Raw genomic sequence first — 13,129 nt, 5'->3', positions numbered from 1 at the left:
GTTCCGTGACTTTGTGAAGGCGCCGGAATGCGGTGGCGGAATGGTGTCCGGGAAGAGGCGGCAGCGCCATTGTGGGGGTGGTCCGAAGGAATTGCTCCGGTCGGACGTCACTCTGTTCGCCGCATCTCGGGGGAGGCCGGTTGCCGCGATGGATGGCAGCTCCATCAATCTGACGGTCGCGCAGTTCTATTGTCGGCAAAGGGCTCCGCTCGGGCGCCCGTCATGGTGACGCCCTCAGTGGCGCCGTCCTTCCGGCCGGCGGCCCCGGAGAGGCCGCCGGCCGCAGGTCACCCGGAGCGGTCGACGAGGAAGGGGATCAGGGTGAGCAGGTCCCCGCGCGCGCCCTCGTGCAGCTCCACCCCGTCCAGGCAGGCGCGGGCGGCCCGCAGGTGCTCCCGCGCCTCGGTGACCGTGGCCCGGCGCCCGCCTGCCTCGTCGACGAGCTCGGCCGCCCGGCGCAGCCCCGCCTCGTCGAGCGGTCCGGCCCCGGTGAGGAGGGCCTCCAGCCGCCGGGCCGCCGGGTGGACGGACGCCAGAGCGGCGAGGACCGGAAAGGTCTTCTTGAGCCGCCGCAGGTCGCTGTGGACCGGCTTCCCCGTGATCTGCGGATCACCCCAGATCCCCAGCAGGTCGTCCACCGCCTGGAAGGCCACGCCCAGATGCCGCCCCGCCCGGTCCAGCGCGTCGGACGTGGGCGCCGGAGCCCCGGCCAGCGCCGCTCCCAGCGCGGCGGCGCAGCCGAGCAGCGACCCCGTCTTGTGCGTGGCCATCGCCCGGTACTCGTGCGGCAGGACCGCCTCCGGCCCCGTCCACGGACGCGACTCGAAGAGCAGGTCCTGCGCCTGACCGTGCACCAGGTCGCCCAATGCGTCCGACAGGCGGCGCACCGCTGCCGTACCCGTGGATCCGGGGACGTCCGCCAGGGTCCGGACGGCCAGCGCGAACAGGGCGTCCCCCGCCAGGACGGCGGGTCCGGTGCCGTACGCCTTCCATACGGTGGGGCGGCGGCGCCGAAGCTCGTCGCCGTCCATGATGTCGTCGTGGATGAGGGAGAAGGTGTGGACGAGCTCGACGGCGACCGCACCGGTGACCCCGTCCCGGCCGCTGCCCCCCGCGGCCTCCGCGCCGAGCACCGCGAGCGCCTGGCGGACCCCCTTGCCCTGTGAGTCGGGGACCGGGTCGCCGTCCACCCCGCTCCAGCCCAGCGAGAAGGCGGCCGTCTCGGCGTGCCAGGGGTGGAGCCGGCGTACCGACTCCACCAGTGCGGGCCGGACGAGCTCTCGGCACCGGTCGAGTATCTGCGGCGCGGCCGCCTGACGGGTCGTGGACAGCGTCATCGGGCCCGGACCTCCTCGTGTCCGCGCTCCGCGACCGGTTCCACGCCCAGCTCGGCGTACGCCTTCTCCACCATCTCCCGGGCGTTGAGCAGCCCGATCCGGCTCAGCCTGCCCCGCAGTTCGTCCAGCTCGCAGGCCGTGGCCGCGCGGTCCCGCCCGAGCCGGGCGCGCGCCTTGACCAGGCCCAGGGCCGCCAGCGCCTCGCCCCGGGGTTCGGTCATCGCGCGGAACTCCGCGAGGGCCTGCTCGTAGACCTCGCGCGCCTCCTCGTACCGTCCGGCGCGGAAGAGCACGTTGGCGCGCATCTTGTGGTTGTAGGCGAGCGCGCTGGCGAGCTTCATCTCCCGGCAGGAGACCTCGGCCTCGGCGAGCAGGGCCAGAGCGTGCTCCGTGGCCCCGTCCCGGAGGGAAACGATGTCGGCGATGCCGCGCAGGGCCCAGGCCCGGCCCCGCCGGTCGTCGGCGTCGCCCGCGAGGACGGCCGCCTCCTGGAACATCTCCAGCGCCGAGTCGAGCTGTCCGGTGTTGCGGTGGATCTGCGCGATGCCCTCCAGCGCCCACACCGTGTGGCGTGCCTCGCCCCGTGCGCGGGCCTCGGCGAGCAGCTGCTCGTGCAGAGTGGCGACCGTCCCGTAGTCCCCCTGGATGCGCCCGGTCTCGGCCAGTCCGGCGAGCGAGTAGCCGCGAGCGACCACGTCCCCACCGCGCTTGCCCAGCTCGGCGGCGAGGCCCAGCAGCCGGAAGGCGAGGCGCAGCGAACCCCGTTGGCGCGCCAGAGTCCCCCCGCTCCACAACGCCCAGGCCATCGCCCCGGTGGCCCCGGCCGAGCGTGCGGCCCGGTAGCTGGCCTTCCACGCCCGGTCCGCCTCCTCGACCTGCCCCAGTCGGCGGTGCGCCTCGGCCACGGCGAGCCCGCTCCGCGCGACCTCCTCCTGGGAGCCGGAGAGCTCGGCCTGTTCGAGATGCCGTATGCCCTCGGCGAGTACGTCGGTGAGGGAGGCGTTCACCGACATCTTGGTGAGAGCGCCCTGGTACTCGGGCGCCAGTGCCTTGGTCTGCATGGATGCCTTCCGCGCGGTGCCCGGGCCGGACCGGTGTCCGCTATGCACCACATGTATACACGGTGTGCATAGTTGGTCGGTTCTCGGAGCCGGGTGCAGGTGGGGGCGGACGCCGCTCGTTCCCGGGCGGCGAACCGTTCTGTCAGTGATCAAGACGGCAGCGGGGCGTCCAGGGTTGCTCGAACCGCGCAGGACGTTCTCCGGCGTGACCGAACCCTCGCCTCTCGGTGGGCGCGGGGCGGCTCGTGCAGGCCGAAGGGGGAACCCTGGTCGTCGCGGCAGAGCCGGAACCGGCCGAACCGGGGAGCCGACTCGTCGTCCTCACCCAGGTCGGTGCCCTCCGCGCTGCCGCCCAGTTCGCGCACCCGCACCACCGCGGCCGCCATGTCGTCGACCCGGAAGAAGAGGTACGGGCCGCCGCCGAGGACGCCCCCTGTCCGCTGGAGGCGCCGATCGCGTAGCCGCCCTCGCCCGAGGGGCCCGGCTCGAAGTTCCGCCCGGACAAGGCACCGTGGAACGCCCGCACCTTCTCGGACTCGTCCACCCCGAGCTCGAAGAAGGAGATCTCACCGGCCATCGCGGACATCTGCCATCTGTGACGGGGCCGCACACGCCGTGCGGGGACATGCTCGCTCACTCCCACCGTACGGCGCCGGTCCCGCCCGCGCGGCGTCGCCCGGGCCGCTTCCTCGGCACCGCCCAGGCGAAGCAGGCCGTCCAGAACGGTCAGAACCAGGTGGTCCTGACGCCCAGCGCTGTCAACACGGCCCTCAGCCTTCCCGGCCTGTTCCCAGCGCGCGGAAAACGCGTTGCCCGCCCGTTCGGCGCCTGCGACGCTCGGGTCCATGCCTGAACAACAGACCCTTCCGTCGCAGCCGTCCGACCGCCGTACGCACCAGGTCTCCGCCCTCTTCACGCACGGCCGGCTGGTCACGATCCCGCGCAAGCGGGCCCGGTTGGAGCAGCTGCTGGTGCACCTCGCCGAGACGCTGTTCGAGCGCGAGCGCTCGTACACCGAGCGGGAGGTCAACGAGGCGCTGCTCACCGTCCACGAGGACTGCTCCGCGCTCCGCCGCCATCTGGTCGTCGCCGGGCTGCTGGTCCGTCCCCGGGACGGCAGCAGCTACCGACGCGGCAGGTGACCTCCCGCCCCTGCCGCCCGGGATGAGATCCTGACCGCATGGGGATCTTGCGTAAAGCGTGCACGCGCTGCACGAAACGGGGACGGCTGCGGCGCGGAGTGTGCCGCCGATGCCGATTGAAGGAACACGGGGCCGACGCGGCCGACACCGGTACCGACGTGGCGGAGGTCGTGGTGGAGGCCGGTGCACTGGGGGCCGTGGGTCGCGTGTTCGGCGCGATCGCCCGCGCGCTGTTCAACTGACCGCCCGCACAGGGGAGATACCGACGGCCTGCGGGGGGCTCCTGCTCGCGCAGGCCGGTCGCCCTAGCCCGCCGCACCCGCTCACGCGTCCGCCACCGAGTCGGAGTCCACCTCCTCGCGCCCCACGCCCCGCGCGTCCGCGTCCACCGACCGGTGCAGCGCCTCATGGAGCTTCCTGGGGGTCAGGACCCCCAGGAACGGGGCCCCGTCCAGCACCGCGACCCACCACGCGTCGTGGTGGAGCATCTCGCTGGACGCCTGCTTCAACGGGGCCCCGACCGGCACCCACGCCTCCATCCGGCGGGTAGGCCTTGCCGACCTGCTCGAACCGGATCATGTCCGCACAGTGGGAGCGCGCCGGGCACCGGGCACATGGTCCGGGACGGTCCTGGTCACCCGCCTCTCGGCCGACGGCGGCGGGCCATGTGCTGAAGTGGGCCTCTCATCAGGACCGGCCCGGACCCTCGACACAGGAGCCTCTCGTGAACAGCTACCGCCAGCCCGGCGTCGTCCTCACCGACCGGCGTTTCACCGTTCCCCTCGACCACAGCGACCCCGGCGGTGAGCAGATCGAGGTGTACGGGCGCGAGGCCGTGGCCGCCGGACGGGTGGGGGAGGAGCTGCCCTGGCTGGTCTACCTGGAGGGCGGCCCCGGCTTCGGCGCCCGCCGGTTCGTCGGTACGGAGGCCTGGCTCGGCCGGGCCCTGCGCGAGTTCCGGGTGCTCCTGCTCGACCAGCGCGGCACGGGCCTGTCCACCCCGGCCAACCGCCAGACCCTGCCCCTGCGCGGCGGCCCCCGGGAACAGGCCGACTACCTGGCCCACTTCCGCTCCGACGCGATCGTCCGGGACTGCGAGCTCATCCGGCAGCGGCTCACCGGGGGCGCGCCCTGGACGGTGCTCGGCCAGTCCTTCGGCGGGTTCTGCGCGGTCCGCTACCTCTCCTCGGCGCCCGAGGGGCTCGCGGCGGTCCTCATCACCGGCGGGCTGCCCTCACTGGACGCCCACGCGGACGACGTCTACCGGGCCGCGTACCCCCGTATCGAACGGAAGGTCGCCGCGCACTACGCCCGCTACCCGCAGGACGTGGACCGGGCCCGGGCCGTCGCCGCGTACCTGGCCGAGCACCGCCCCGAGAGCGCCGGCCACCGGCTGACCCCCGAACTCTTCCAGTCGCTGGGACAGATGCTGGGCGGCGGCAGCGGCAGCCACCAGCTCCATCACCTGCTGGAGAACGCCTTCGTCCGCACCCCGCACGGCACCGAACTCTCCGACACCTTCCAGGAGGCCATGCGCTCCGCCGTCTCGTTCGCCGGGCACCCGCTCTACGCCCTGATCCACGAGGCGATCTACGGGTACGGCGAGCGCGCCACCAACTGGTCCGCCGAGCGGGTCCGCGCCGAGTTCCCGCAGTTCGACGCGGCGACGGCGCTGGCGGGCGACGGGCCGCTCCTCTTCACCGGCGAGACCATCCACCCCTGGCACTTCGACGTCGACCCGGCGCTGCGCCCGCTGCGCGAGACCGCCGGACTGCTCGCGCGGCGCACCGGCTGGCCCGTCCTGTACGACCCCGCGCGGCTCGCGGCCAACGAGGTGCCCGTCGCCGCCGCCGTCTACCACGACGACATGTACGTGGACACCGAGCACGCGCTGCGCACAGCCGCCGCGATCCGGGGGCTGCGCACCTGGGTGACGAACGAGTACGAGCACGACGGGGTGCGCGCCGGCGGACCGCGCGTCCTGGACCGGCTGCTGGCGATGGTCAGGGACGAGGTCTGACAGCGGTGGACGTCAGCGCTGGAGCGCCTCCAGCGTGGCGTCCAGGTCCGCGGCGGAGCGCGGGGCCCGGTTGTACGGCAGCTTCGACAGAGCCGAGGCCATGCCGCAGGTGTTGGTGACGGCCGAGAAGACGAGGCCCGAGCCGATGCCGGCGGACAACCAGCGGGCGGCCGGGAAACGGACGCCCGCCACCAGCCCGGCCACCACCAGCGAACCGGCCGCCAGCCGCACCTGGCGCTCCAGGGGCCAGACGCCACGGGCGCCCTCGGGCCGGTCCAGGCCGCGGCCGTCGCCTTCCCAGGCGGACGTGCCCCCGGTGAGCGTGGCAGCCTCGATGTCGGCGCCCGCGAGGATCTCGCAGGCCCGGGTGGAGCGGACCCCGGAGGCGCACACCACCAGCAGCGAGCCGCGGGCGGATGCGGACTTGAGGGCGGGCAGGGCGTCGGGCAGCTTGTCGAGCGGGATGTTCAGCGCGCCGGGTACGTGGCCCGCGGCGTACTCGCCGGGAGCCCGCACATCGATCACGGTGAACTCCTCCAGACGGGCTGCGGCCTGGGCGGGGGAGAGGGATGCGGGGCTGGTCACGAGCGGGGTCCTTTCGTCGGCCGGGGGCGCGGGAGGGCTGGGACTCTACACGTGTCCCCAGCACCGGAGAGTGGGCCCGCATTCCGTCCCGTACCCGGAAACTTCCCGATCACGGGCCCGCATTCCGTCCCTCTGCCCCGAGACGTCCCGGCCACGGGCCGCATTTCCGTCCCCGTAACCAAAGAACCCCGGCCATGGGCCCGCTCCGGTGATCGTCGGTAGCCTGCGGGTATGAAGCAGCAGCCACTCGAACCCCTGCCCTCCGACTGGAGCCGCGCCCTGGCGGTGGTCGCCCACCCCGATGACCTGGAGTACGGCGCCGCGGCCGCCGTGGCCGACTGGACCGACGGCGGCCGGGAGGTCGTCTACCTCCTCGCCAGCCGGGGCGAGGCCGGGATCGACACCCTGCCGCCCGAGGAGTGCGCGCCTCTGCGCGAGCGGGAGCAGCGGGCGAGCGCCGCCGTCGTCGGAGTCCGTAACGTGGAGTTCCTGGACCACCGTGACGGGGTGATCGAGTACGGCACCGGACTGCGCCGCGACATCGCCGCCGCCATCCGCCGCCACCGCCCGGAACTGGTCGTCACCCTCAACCACCGGGACACCTGGGGCGGCGTCGCCTGGAACACCCCCGACCACCGGGCGGTCGGCCGGGCCACCCTGGACGCCGTCGCCGACGCGGGCAACCGGTGGATCTTCCCGGAGCTGACGGAACAGGGCCTGGAGCCGTGGAACGGGGTGCGGTGGACCGCCGTGGCGGGCAGCGACCGGCCCACGCACGCGGTGGACGCCACGGCGGGGTTCGAACGTTCCGTGGAGTCCCTGCTAGCGCACCGCACCTACATCGAGGCCCTGAGCGAGGACGAACCGGAGACGTACTGCCGGACCTTCCTGGAGGGCATGGTGCGCGCCGAGGCCGACCGCTTCGGCGGACGCCCGGCGGTCACCTTCGAGGTCTTCGCCCACTGACACCGCCGGGGCGCGAAGCGGTATTGACAATCCCGCTTGCCGATTCTGCAATGGGCGCATGAAGGAACACGACCGGGACGACCCCCAACTCGACGCCGTACTCACCGGGGTCGGCCCCCGGCTGCGCCGCCTGCGCAAGGACCGCGGGGTCACCCTCTCCGCGCTCTCCACCGCCACCGGAATCTCCGTCTCCACCCTCTCCCGGCTGGAGTCCGGCGGCCGCCGCCCCAGCCTGGAACTGCTGCTCCCCATCGCCCGCGCCCACGAGGTCCCGCTCGACGACCTGGTGGGCGCCCCGCCGGTCGGGGACCCCCGGGTGAGGGCCAAGCCGATCGTGCAGCACGGCCGGACGATGCTGCCGCTGACCGCCCGGCCCGGCGGGCTGCAGGCGTACAAGATGGTGCAGGAGGCGGGCAGTGGCGAGGTACCGGAGCAGCGCACGCACGAGGGGTACGAGTGGCTGTTCGTGCTCTCCGGGAAGCTGCGGCTGCTGCTGGCCGAGCACGATCTGGTGCTGGAGGCGGGGGAGGCCGCCGAGTTCGACACCCGGCTGCCGCACTGGTTCGGGCCTGCGGAGGACAAGCCGGTGGAGTTCCTGAGCCTCTTCGGCCCGCAGGGTGAGCGGATGCATGTGAGGGCGAAGCCGAAGCGGGGCTGAGAGGGCCTTCGCGCCGGCTCGCGGAGGTGTTCCCAGATGGGCAAGCGACCGCTTAGTATGCGCCGGAGCAGTGGTAATGCCGACAGTGGCAAGCGGTTGATGCCGACAGTGTTGTGGAGGCCCCTCATGCAGGCATGGCGAGTGCACCGGAACGGCGAGCCGGGCGAGGTGATGAGCCTGGAGGAGACGGACCGGCCCACCCCCGGCGACGGGCAGGCGCTCGTCCGGGTCGCCGCGGCGAACGTCAACTTCCCCGACGCTCTGCTCTGCCGGGGCCAGTACCAGGTGCGGCCGCCGCTGCCGTTCACCCCGGGCGTCGAGGTGTGCGGCACGACGGAGGACGGCCGGCGCGTCCTCGCCACCCCCGCACTGCCGAACGGCGGCTTCGCCGAGTACGTCGTCGCGGACGAGGCGGCCCTGCTGCCCGCCCCCGACGCACTGGACGACGCCGAGGCGGCCGCCCTGCACATCGGCTACCAGACCGGCTGGTTCGGCCTGCACCGCCGCGCCCGCCTCCAGCCCGGCGAGACCCTCCTCGTCCACGCGGCGGCGGGCGGGGTCGGCAGCGCGGCCGTGCAGCTCGGCAAGGCCTCGGGCGCCACCGTGATCGGCGTCGTCGGCGGACCGGACAAGGCGGCCGTCGCCCGCGAAGCCGGCTGCGACCTGGTCATCGACCGGCGCAGCGACGACATCGTCGCCGCCGTGAAGGAAGCCACCGGCGGGCGCGGCGCGGACGTCGTCTACGACCCGGTCGGCGGCGAGGCGTACGCCAAGTCCGTCAAGTGCATCGCCTTCGAGGGCCGCGTCCTTGTCGTCGGCTTCGCCAGCGGCAGCATCCCCGCCCCGGCACTCAACCACGCCCTGGTGAAGAACTACTCCATCGTCGGGCTGCACTGGGGCCTCTACAACACCAAGGACCCCGCCGCCGTGCGTGCCTGCCACGACGAGCTGACCGAGCTGGCCGCCCAAGGCATCGTCAAACCCCTGATCAGCGAGCGTGTCGCGATGGCCGGAGCCGCCGAGGCCGTCCAGCGCGTCGCCGACGGCACCAGCACCGGCCGCATCGTCGTCCTGCCCGGAGGTGCCCGATGAGCACGGCCGTCGACGCCACCGAGGTCCGCCGCCGGACCCGCGAGCTGCTCGCCGCGCACCCGCCCGCCACCACCGGTCGCACCGACTTCCTGAAGGCCCGGTTCGACGCGGGCCTCGCCTGGGTCCACTACCCGGTGGGGCTCGGCGGGCTCGACGCGCCCCGCTCCCTCCAGCAGGTCGTCGACGCCGGACTCGCCGCCGCCGACGCGCCGGACAACGACCCGCGCCGTATCGGCATCGGCCTCGGCATGGCCGCGCCCACCATCCTCGGCTTCGGCACGGACGAGCAGAAGCGGCGCTTCCTGCGCCCGCTGTGGGTGGGGGAGGAGGTCTGGTGCCAGCTGTTCAGCGAGCCGGGCGCGGGCTCGGACCTCGCGGCGCTCGCCACCCGGGCCGTCCGCGACGGCGACGACTGGGTGGTAGACGGGCAGAAGGTCTGGACGTCCAGCGCCCATGCGGCCCGCTGGGCGATCCTCATCGCCCGCACCGACCCGGACCTCCCCAAGCACCGGGGCATCAGCTACTTCATCTGCGACATGACCGATCCGGGCGTGGACGTCCGGCCGCTGCGCCAGATCACCGGGGAGGCCGAGTTCAACGAGGTCTTCCTCTCCGGTGTACGCATCCCCGACAGTCACCGGCTCGGCCCCGTAGGCGAGGGCTGGAAGGTCGCCCAGACCACACTGATGAACGAGCGCGTCTCCATCGGCGGCTCCCGCATCCCGCGCGAGGGCGGCATGATCGGCCCGGTCTCGCAGACCTGGCGGAACCGCCCCGACCTGCGCACCCACGACACCCACCAGCGCCTGCTCACCCTCTGGGTGGAGGCGGAGGTGGCCCGGCTCACCGGGGAGCGGCTGCGCCAGCAGCTCGTCGCAGGACAGCCGGGGCCCGAGGGCTCGGGCATGAAGCTGGCCTTCGCCCGCCTCAATCAGGAGATCAGCGGCCTGGAAGTCGAACTGCTCGGCGACGAGGGCCTGTTGTACGGCGACTGGACCATGCGTCGCCCGGAGCTGGTCGACTTCACCGGACGCGACGCCGGCTACCGCTACCTCCGCTCCAAGGGCAACTCCATCGAGGGCGGCACCAGCGAGGTTCTGCTGAACATCGTGGCGGAGCGCGTCCTCGGGCTGCCCGCCGAACCCCGCAACGACAAGGACGTCGCCTGGAAGGACCTGAGCCGATGACCGCGCCCACCCAGCCCCCCGCCACCCCCGACCTGCTCTACTCCCAGGACGAGGAGGACCTGCGCTCCGCCGTACGCGCCCTCCTCGCCGACCGGGCCGACGCGCCGACGGTGATCGCGGCGACCGAGTCCGACGCGCCGTACGACCCCCGCCTGTGGGAGGCGCTCGCCGCCGGCATCGGCGCCGCCGGACTCCTCGTACCGGAGAAGCTCGGCGGCCAGGGCGCGTCCCACCGGGAGGCCGCCGTGGTCCTGGAGGAGCTGGGCCGCAGCGTGGCCCCCGCCCCGTACCTGACCAGCTCCGTCGTGGCCACCGAGACCCTCCTCGCGCTGGCCGGGGAGGACGGACCGGCCGCCGCGCTCCTGGCCGAGCTGGCCTCCGGAACCCGTACGGCTGCGCTCGCGGTGCCCTTCGCCACCCCGCCCGCAGGCGCGGCGGCGGCCCTCGCCTCGCTCGACGGCACGGTACGGGGAATCGCCGACGCCGCCGTGGCCGACGTGCTCCTGGTGCCGACCACCGAGGGCCTGTACGCAGTCGAGGCGGCGGCCCCCGAGGTGGCGGTGGCACCCCTCGTACCGCTCGACCTGACCCGCCCGCTCGCCGCCCTCACCCTGTCCGGCGCGACCGGCACCCTGCTGGCCGGCGCGGACGCGAGCGCCACCGCCGTACGGCGCGGTCTGCTGGCCGGGGCCGGGCTGCTCGCCTCCGAGCAGCTCGGGATCGCGGAGTGGTGCCTGACCGAGACCGTCCGGTACACCCGCGAACGCCACCAGTTCAACCGGCCCGTGGGCTCGTTCCAGTCGCTCAAGCACCGGATGGCGCAGCTCTGGCTGGAAGTGGTCTCGGCCCGCGCCGCCGCCCGCAACGCCGCCGACGCGCTGGCCACCGGCAGCCCCGACGCCCCCTTCGCGGTCGCGGTGGCCCAGGCGTACTGCTCCGGCGTCGCGGTCCACGCCGCCGAGGAGTGCGTCCAGCTTCACGGCGGGATCGGCATGACGTGGGAGCACCCGGCGCACCTCTACCTCAAGCGCGCCAAGGCGGACTCGATCGCGTACGGCTCTGCGGGCAGTCACCGCGAGGCCGTCGCGGAACTGGCGGAGCTCCCGGCGCCGTAGCCCTGGCGTACACCCCGGCTGAACGGCCCTGGTCCCGTGCCTCGCCCGTCGAGGCGGGGTGTACCAGGGTCTTCCGCGTGCTGTGCAAGCGCACTGTTCCGCCCCGGGTCAGAAGGGGTCCCTTCTGGCCGGCACTAACCAGGCCTGGTGATGTCCACGTCTTCGCGAGTCGGCGGCTCGCCGCGAACACCGTGTCTGCGGCCCATCTGCGTGTCGTCAGTGGCCTCGCCGGGGTCCCGGCCACCGCCTCCGCACATCTCGCCACCGGCCCCGGCACCGGCGCGGGAAAGCGCGCGGAATAACGCTCCCGGGAGGCCGAACTCGAAGAGGGCGCCCAGGGCGTCGCCCACCGCTGAGCCGACGACCGCGCCGGCCGCTCGCTGGATCGGCTTCCTTCGCGCAGGCCGTCCGGGCGTGGCGACGGCCGCACGGCCCGGCTGCCTTCCTCCGCTTCCCGAACCGTCAAAGGCGAACGCGTCTCGTCCACGGAGGTGCACCGCCTGAGACACCCTCGGGGCCGAGACACTCGGACAGGCCACACGACGCTGTCCGGCGTGCGTGGGCGGTCGACCCGCCCGGTGTTCGGTCAGGGCGGGCCGGGAGCGAAGGACAGCATGCGGGCCTCGTGCTGGTCGTCGTCGCCGGGCACGCGCGACGACGTGACGACGACCCGTCCGTCGGCATAGGCCAAGCGCCCGCCGTGTCCGTGCATGTGATACTCATGAGCCGCGGTCGATGCGGGGTGTCGCAGCACCACCTTCTCCGTGCCCGCGCCGCCTGGGCCCATGAGGAAGGTCCGGCCGGGGCGGCTGGGTGTGGCCGACTCGTAGACGAGCACTGCCTTGCTCTTCTCCGCACGCAAGGGGTGCATCGTGCGCGCCTCGTTGGTCTTGACCCCCCAGAGGAACTTCCCGGTGGCCAGGTCGTACAAGCGGATCCTGTCGTTGCCGCCCAGAACGATGAGGCCGTTGCCGACCGCGGTGCCGCGGCAGGGCTGGATACCGCTGCCGCTGCCGTCTCCGGCGCATTGCTCGATACTCTCGCCCCTTGGGTCGATGGTGCTGCCGGGCTTTCCTCCCGGGCCCAGGGCCACGACCCGCCAGTCGTTGATGTGGTCCACGGCGTTCACCGTGGTGAAGACGATCGGTTCGACGGAGAGCATGCTTCCGAGCTTCCATCCGGTCTTGGTCCGGTGGCGCCACAGGACCTTGCCGGTGAGCGGGTCGATCTCGCGGAGCTGGCTGTAGCTCCTGGTCTGGTCGGTGTCGATCGCGCAGGTGGACTTCACCAGGAGCCGGGAGCCGCCCGCCACGTCGTCGGGGAAGCACGGGTCCTCCCAGGGGATGTCGAACAGCGCGGCTCCGTCGTCGACCCGGTAGGCGGTCGCCTTCATGCTCCGGGCGATCGCGAAGGTGCCGGCGCTGATGGCGCTGTACACGGTGAGCGTGCTGTCGCCGTCACCGGTCTCGGGCGGTTCTTCGTGCCATCCCGGCTTCCCGGACTTCAGACCGATCATCTGCAGTTGGTTGCACCGATTCATCCTCTCGGTGTCGGCCCTCTGGTTGTGGACGATCACGACCTTGCCGTCGGGCGTCGGGTTGACCGGTGTCTCGCAGACGGGAGCGGGCAACCGTATGCTCCAGACCTCGGCGCCGTCCGTGAGGCGGTAGGCCGCGACCTTCCTGTACACGGCCTGGACGACGGTGTCGCCGACGATTCACAGGTCATGGACGTTATGGCGCCCGCCGGGCAGGTCGGTCTCGTCGTCGACGATCCATGTCGCCGCATCCCCCGGCTTCCGGGCGGCGTCGATCTCCGCCGTGGTGGGGATGCGCTTCGCCTGCGGGGTGCTGACCGCGGGGGAGCCGGGCGGGGCTGCACCGACCGGAACACGCGTGCGGAGCTCGGGCCCCCAAGTGGCGGAGCAGCGCACCGTGGAACGTTCGCCGCCGTGCTGGCCGTCCCC

At 73.2% G+C, this 13,129-nt stretch carries 14 protein-coding genes and 2 pseudogenes; 9 read left to right on the top strand and 7 right to left on the bottom strand.

The window, feature by feature from the left end:
- Positions 1-287: 287 nt before the first annotated feature.
- Both ABZ154_RS17495 and ABZ154_RS17490 read right to left on the bottom strand, forming a co-directional pair.
- Positions 288-1,337: a polyprenyl synthetase family protein gene (locus tag ABZ154_RS17495; protein WP_356833464.1), complete on the bottom strand. Its 1,050-nt coding sequence runs from the start codon at positions 1,335-1,337 to the stop codon at positions 288-290.
- The gene (locus ABZ154_RS17490; RefSeq protein WP_356833462.1) at positions 1,334-2,398 is read right to left on the bottom strand and encodes a tetratricopeptide repeat protein; all 1,065 of its coding nucleotides are present in this window, start codon (positions 2,396-2,398) and stop codon (positions 1,334-1,336) included. Before ABZ154_RS17490 ends, ABZ154_RS17495 begins: the two co-directional genes overlap by 4 nt.
- 245 nt (positions 2,399-2,643) lie before the next feature.
- Between ABZ154_RS17490 and ABZ154_RS17485 the strand changes: the two genes are divergently transcribed.
- The 3 genes from ABZ154_RS17485 (at position 2,644) to ABZ154_RS17475 (ending at position 3,782) form a co-directional block, all read left to right on the top strand.
- Positions 2,644-2,859: a hypothetical protein gene (locus ABZ154_RS17485; protein WP_356833460.1), complete on the top strand. Its 216-nt coding sequence runs from the start codon at positions 2,644-2,646 to the stop codon at positions 2,857-2,859.
- Between the two features lie 384 nt (positions 2,860-3,243).
- Positions 3,244-3,540 (top strand): DUF2087 domain-containing protein, encoded by a 297-nt coding sequence (locus ABZ154_RS17480; RefSeq protein WP_356833458.1) that lies wholly within the window; start codon positions 3,244-3,246, stop codon positions 3,538-3,540.
- Positions 3,541-3,578: 38 nt separating this feature from the next.
- Entirely contained in the window at positions 3,579-3,782 is a 204-nt protein-coding gene (locus ABZ154_RS17475) for a hypothetical protein (RefSeq protein ID WP_356833456.1), read from the top strand.
- An 81-nt stretch (positions 3,783-3,863) separates the two neighbouring features.
- On the opposite strand, the pseudogene ABZ154_RS17470 reads toward ABZ154_RS17475, so the two are convergent.
- Positions 3,864-4,085 (bottom strand): annotated as a pseudogene (locus tag ABZ154_RS17470) (ABC transporter ATP-binding protein); the annotation flags it as partial.
- Between the two features lie 179 nt (positions 4,086-4,264).
- On the opposite strand from ABZ154_RS17470, the gene ABZ154_RS17465 reads away from it, so the two are divergent.
- Entirely contained in the window at positions 4,265-5,560 is a 1,296-nt protein-coding gene (locus tag ABZ154_RS17465; RefSeq protein ID WP_356833454.1) for an alpha/beta fold hydrolase, read from the top strand.
- A 12-nt stretch (positions 5,561-5,572) separates the two neighbouring features.
- Here the strand turns inward: ABZ154_RS17465 and ABZ154_RS17460 are convergent, their stop codons facing one another.
- Positions 5,573-6,145 (bottom strand): rhodanese-like domain-containing protein, encoded by a 573-nt coding sequence (locus ABZ154_RS17460; protein WP_356833452.1) that lies wholly within the window; start codon positions 6,143-6,145, stop codon positions 5,573-5,575.
- Positions 6,146-6,376: 231 nt separating this feature from the next.
- On the opposite strand from ABZ154_RS17460, the gene ABZ154_RS17455 reads away from it, so the two are divergent.
- From ABZ154_RS17455 to ABZ154_RS17435, 5 genes are all read left to right on the top strand, one after another.
- Positions 6,377-7,111, top strand: a complete 735-nt coding sequence (locus ABZ154_RS17455; protein ID WP_356833450.1) for a PIG-L deacetylase family protein — start codon at positions 6,377-6,379, stop codon at positions 7,109-7,111.
- Between the two features lie 58 nt (positions 7,112-7,169).
- A complete protein-coding gene (locus ABZ154_RS17450) occupies positions 7,170-7,769 on the top strand; it encodes an XRE family transcriptional regulator (RefSeq protein ID WP_356833447.1) in 600 nt (199 codons plus the stop codon).
- A 126-nt stretch (positions 7,770-7,895) separates the two neighbouring features.
- On the top strand, positions 7,896-8,861 hold the full coding sequence (locus ABZ154_RS17445; RefSeq protein ID WP_356833445.1) for an NADPH:quinone oxidoreductase family protein: 966 nt from the start codon (positions 7,896-7,898) through the stop codon (positions 8,859-8,861).
- On the top strand, positions 8,858-10,048 hold the full coding sequence (locus tag ABZ154_RS17440) for an acyl-CoA dehydrogenase family protein (RefSeq protein ID WP_356833443.1): 1,191 nt from the start codon (positions 8,858-8,860) through the stop codon (positions 10,046-10,048). The genes ABZ154_RS17445 and ABZ154_RS17440 overlap by 4 nt, the downstream gene beginning before the upstream one ends.
- On the top strand, positions 10,045-11,163 hold the full coding sequence (locus tag ABZ154_RS17435; protein WP_356833442.1) for an acyl-CoA dehydrogenase family protein: 1,119 nt from the start codon (positions 10,045-10,047) through the stop codon (positions 11,161-11,163). Before ABZ154_RS17440 ends, ABZ154_RS17435 begins: the two co-directional genes overlap by 4 nt.
- Positions 11,164-11,366: 203 nt before the next feature.
- On the opposite strand, the pseudogene ABZ154_RS17430 reads toward ABZ154_RS17435, so the two are convergent.
- The 3 genes and pseudogenes from ABZ154_RS17430 to ABZ154_RS17420 form a co-directional block, all read right to left on the bottom strand.
- Positions 11,367-11,549 (bottom strand): annotated as a pseudogene (locus ABZ154_RS17430) (ADP-ribosylglycohydrolase family protein); the annotation flags it as partial.
- Between the two features lie 200 nt (positions 11,550-11,749).
- Complete coding sequence (locus ABZ154_RS17425; protein WP_356833509.1) at positions 11,750-12,880, bottom strand: PQQ-binding-like beta-propeller repeat protein; 1,131 nt, start codon at positions 12,878-12,880, stop codon at positions 11,750-11,752.
- Positions 12,881-13,096 carry a hypothetical protein gene (locus tag ABZ154_RS17420; protein ID WP_356833440.1) on the bottom strand — a complete coding sequence of 72 codons (216 nt, stop codon included), beginning with the start codon at positions 13,094-13,096 and terminating at the stop codon, positions 12,881-12,883. It lies immediately after the preceding gene.
- Between the last annotated feature and the right edge of the window lie 33 nt (positions 13,097-13,129).

The organism is Streptomyces sp. NPDC006261 (assembly GCF_040613515.1).
Taxonomy (GTDB): Bacteria; Actinomycetota; Actinomycetes; order Streptomycetales; family Streptomycetaceae; genus Streptomyces.
Note: the sequence above shows the minus strand (reverse complement) of the source record. Positions and strands in the feature narration are given on the sequence as shown.

Coding starts and splice junctions, on each gene's coding strand:
- ABZ154_RS17495 (WP_356833464.1), bottom strand. CDS start 1,337: ATGACGCTGTCCACGACCCGTCAGGCGGCCGCGCCGCAGATACTCGAC.
- ABZ154_RS17490 (WP_356833462.1), bottom strand. CDS start 2,398: ATGCAGACCAAGGCACTGGCGCCCGAGTACCAGGGCGCTCTCACCAAG.
- ABZ154_RS17480 (WP_356833458.1), top strand. CDS start 3,244: ATGCCTGAACAACAGACCCTTCCGTCGCAGCCGTCCGACCGCCGTACG.
- ABZ154_RS17475 (WP_356833456.1), top strand. CDS start 3,579: ATGGGGATCTTGCGTAAAGCGTGCACGCGCTGCACGAAACGGGGACGG.
- ABZ154_RS17455 (WP_356833450.1), top strand. CDS start 6,377: ATGAAGCAGCAGCCACTCGAACCCCTGCCCTCCGACTGGAGCCGCGCC.
- ABZ154_RS17450 (WP_356833447.1), top strand. CDS start 7,170: ATGAAGGAACACGACCGGGACGACCCCCAACTCGACGCCGTACTCACC.
- ABZ154_RS17445 (WP_356833445.1), top strand. CDS start 7,896: ATGCAGGCATGGCGAGTGCACCGGAACGGCGAGCCGGGCGAGGTGATG.
- ABZ154_RS17440 (WP_356833443.1), top strand. CDS start 8,858: ATGAGCACGGCCGTCGACGCCACCGAGGTCCGCCGCCGGACCCGCGAG.
- ABZ154_RS17435 (WP_356833442.1), top strand. CDS start 10,045: ATGACCGCGCCCACCCAGCCCCCCGCCACCCCCGACCTGCTCTACTCC.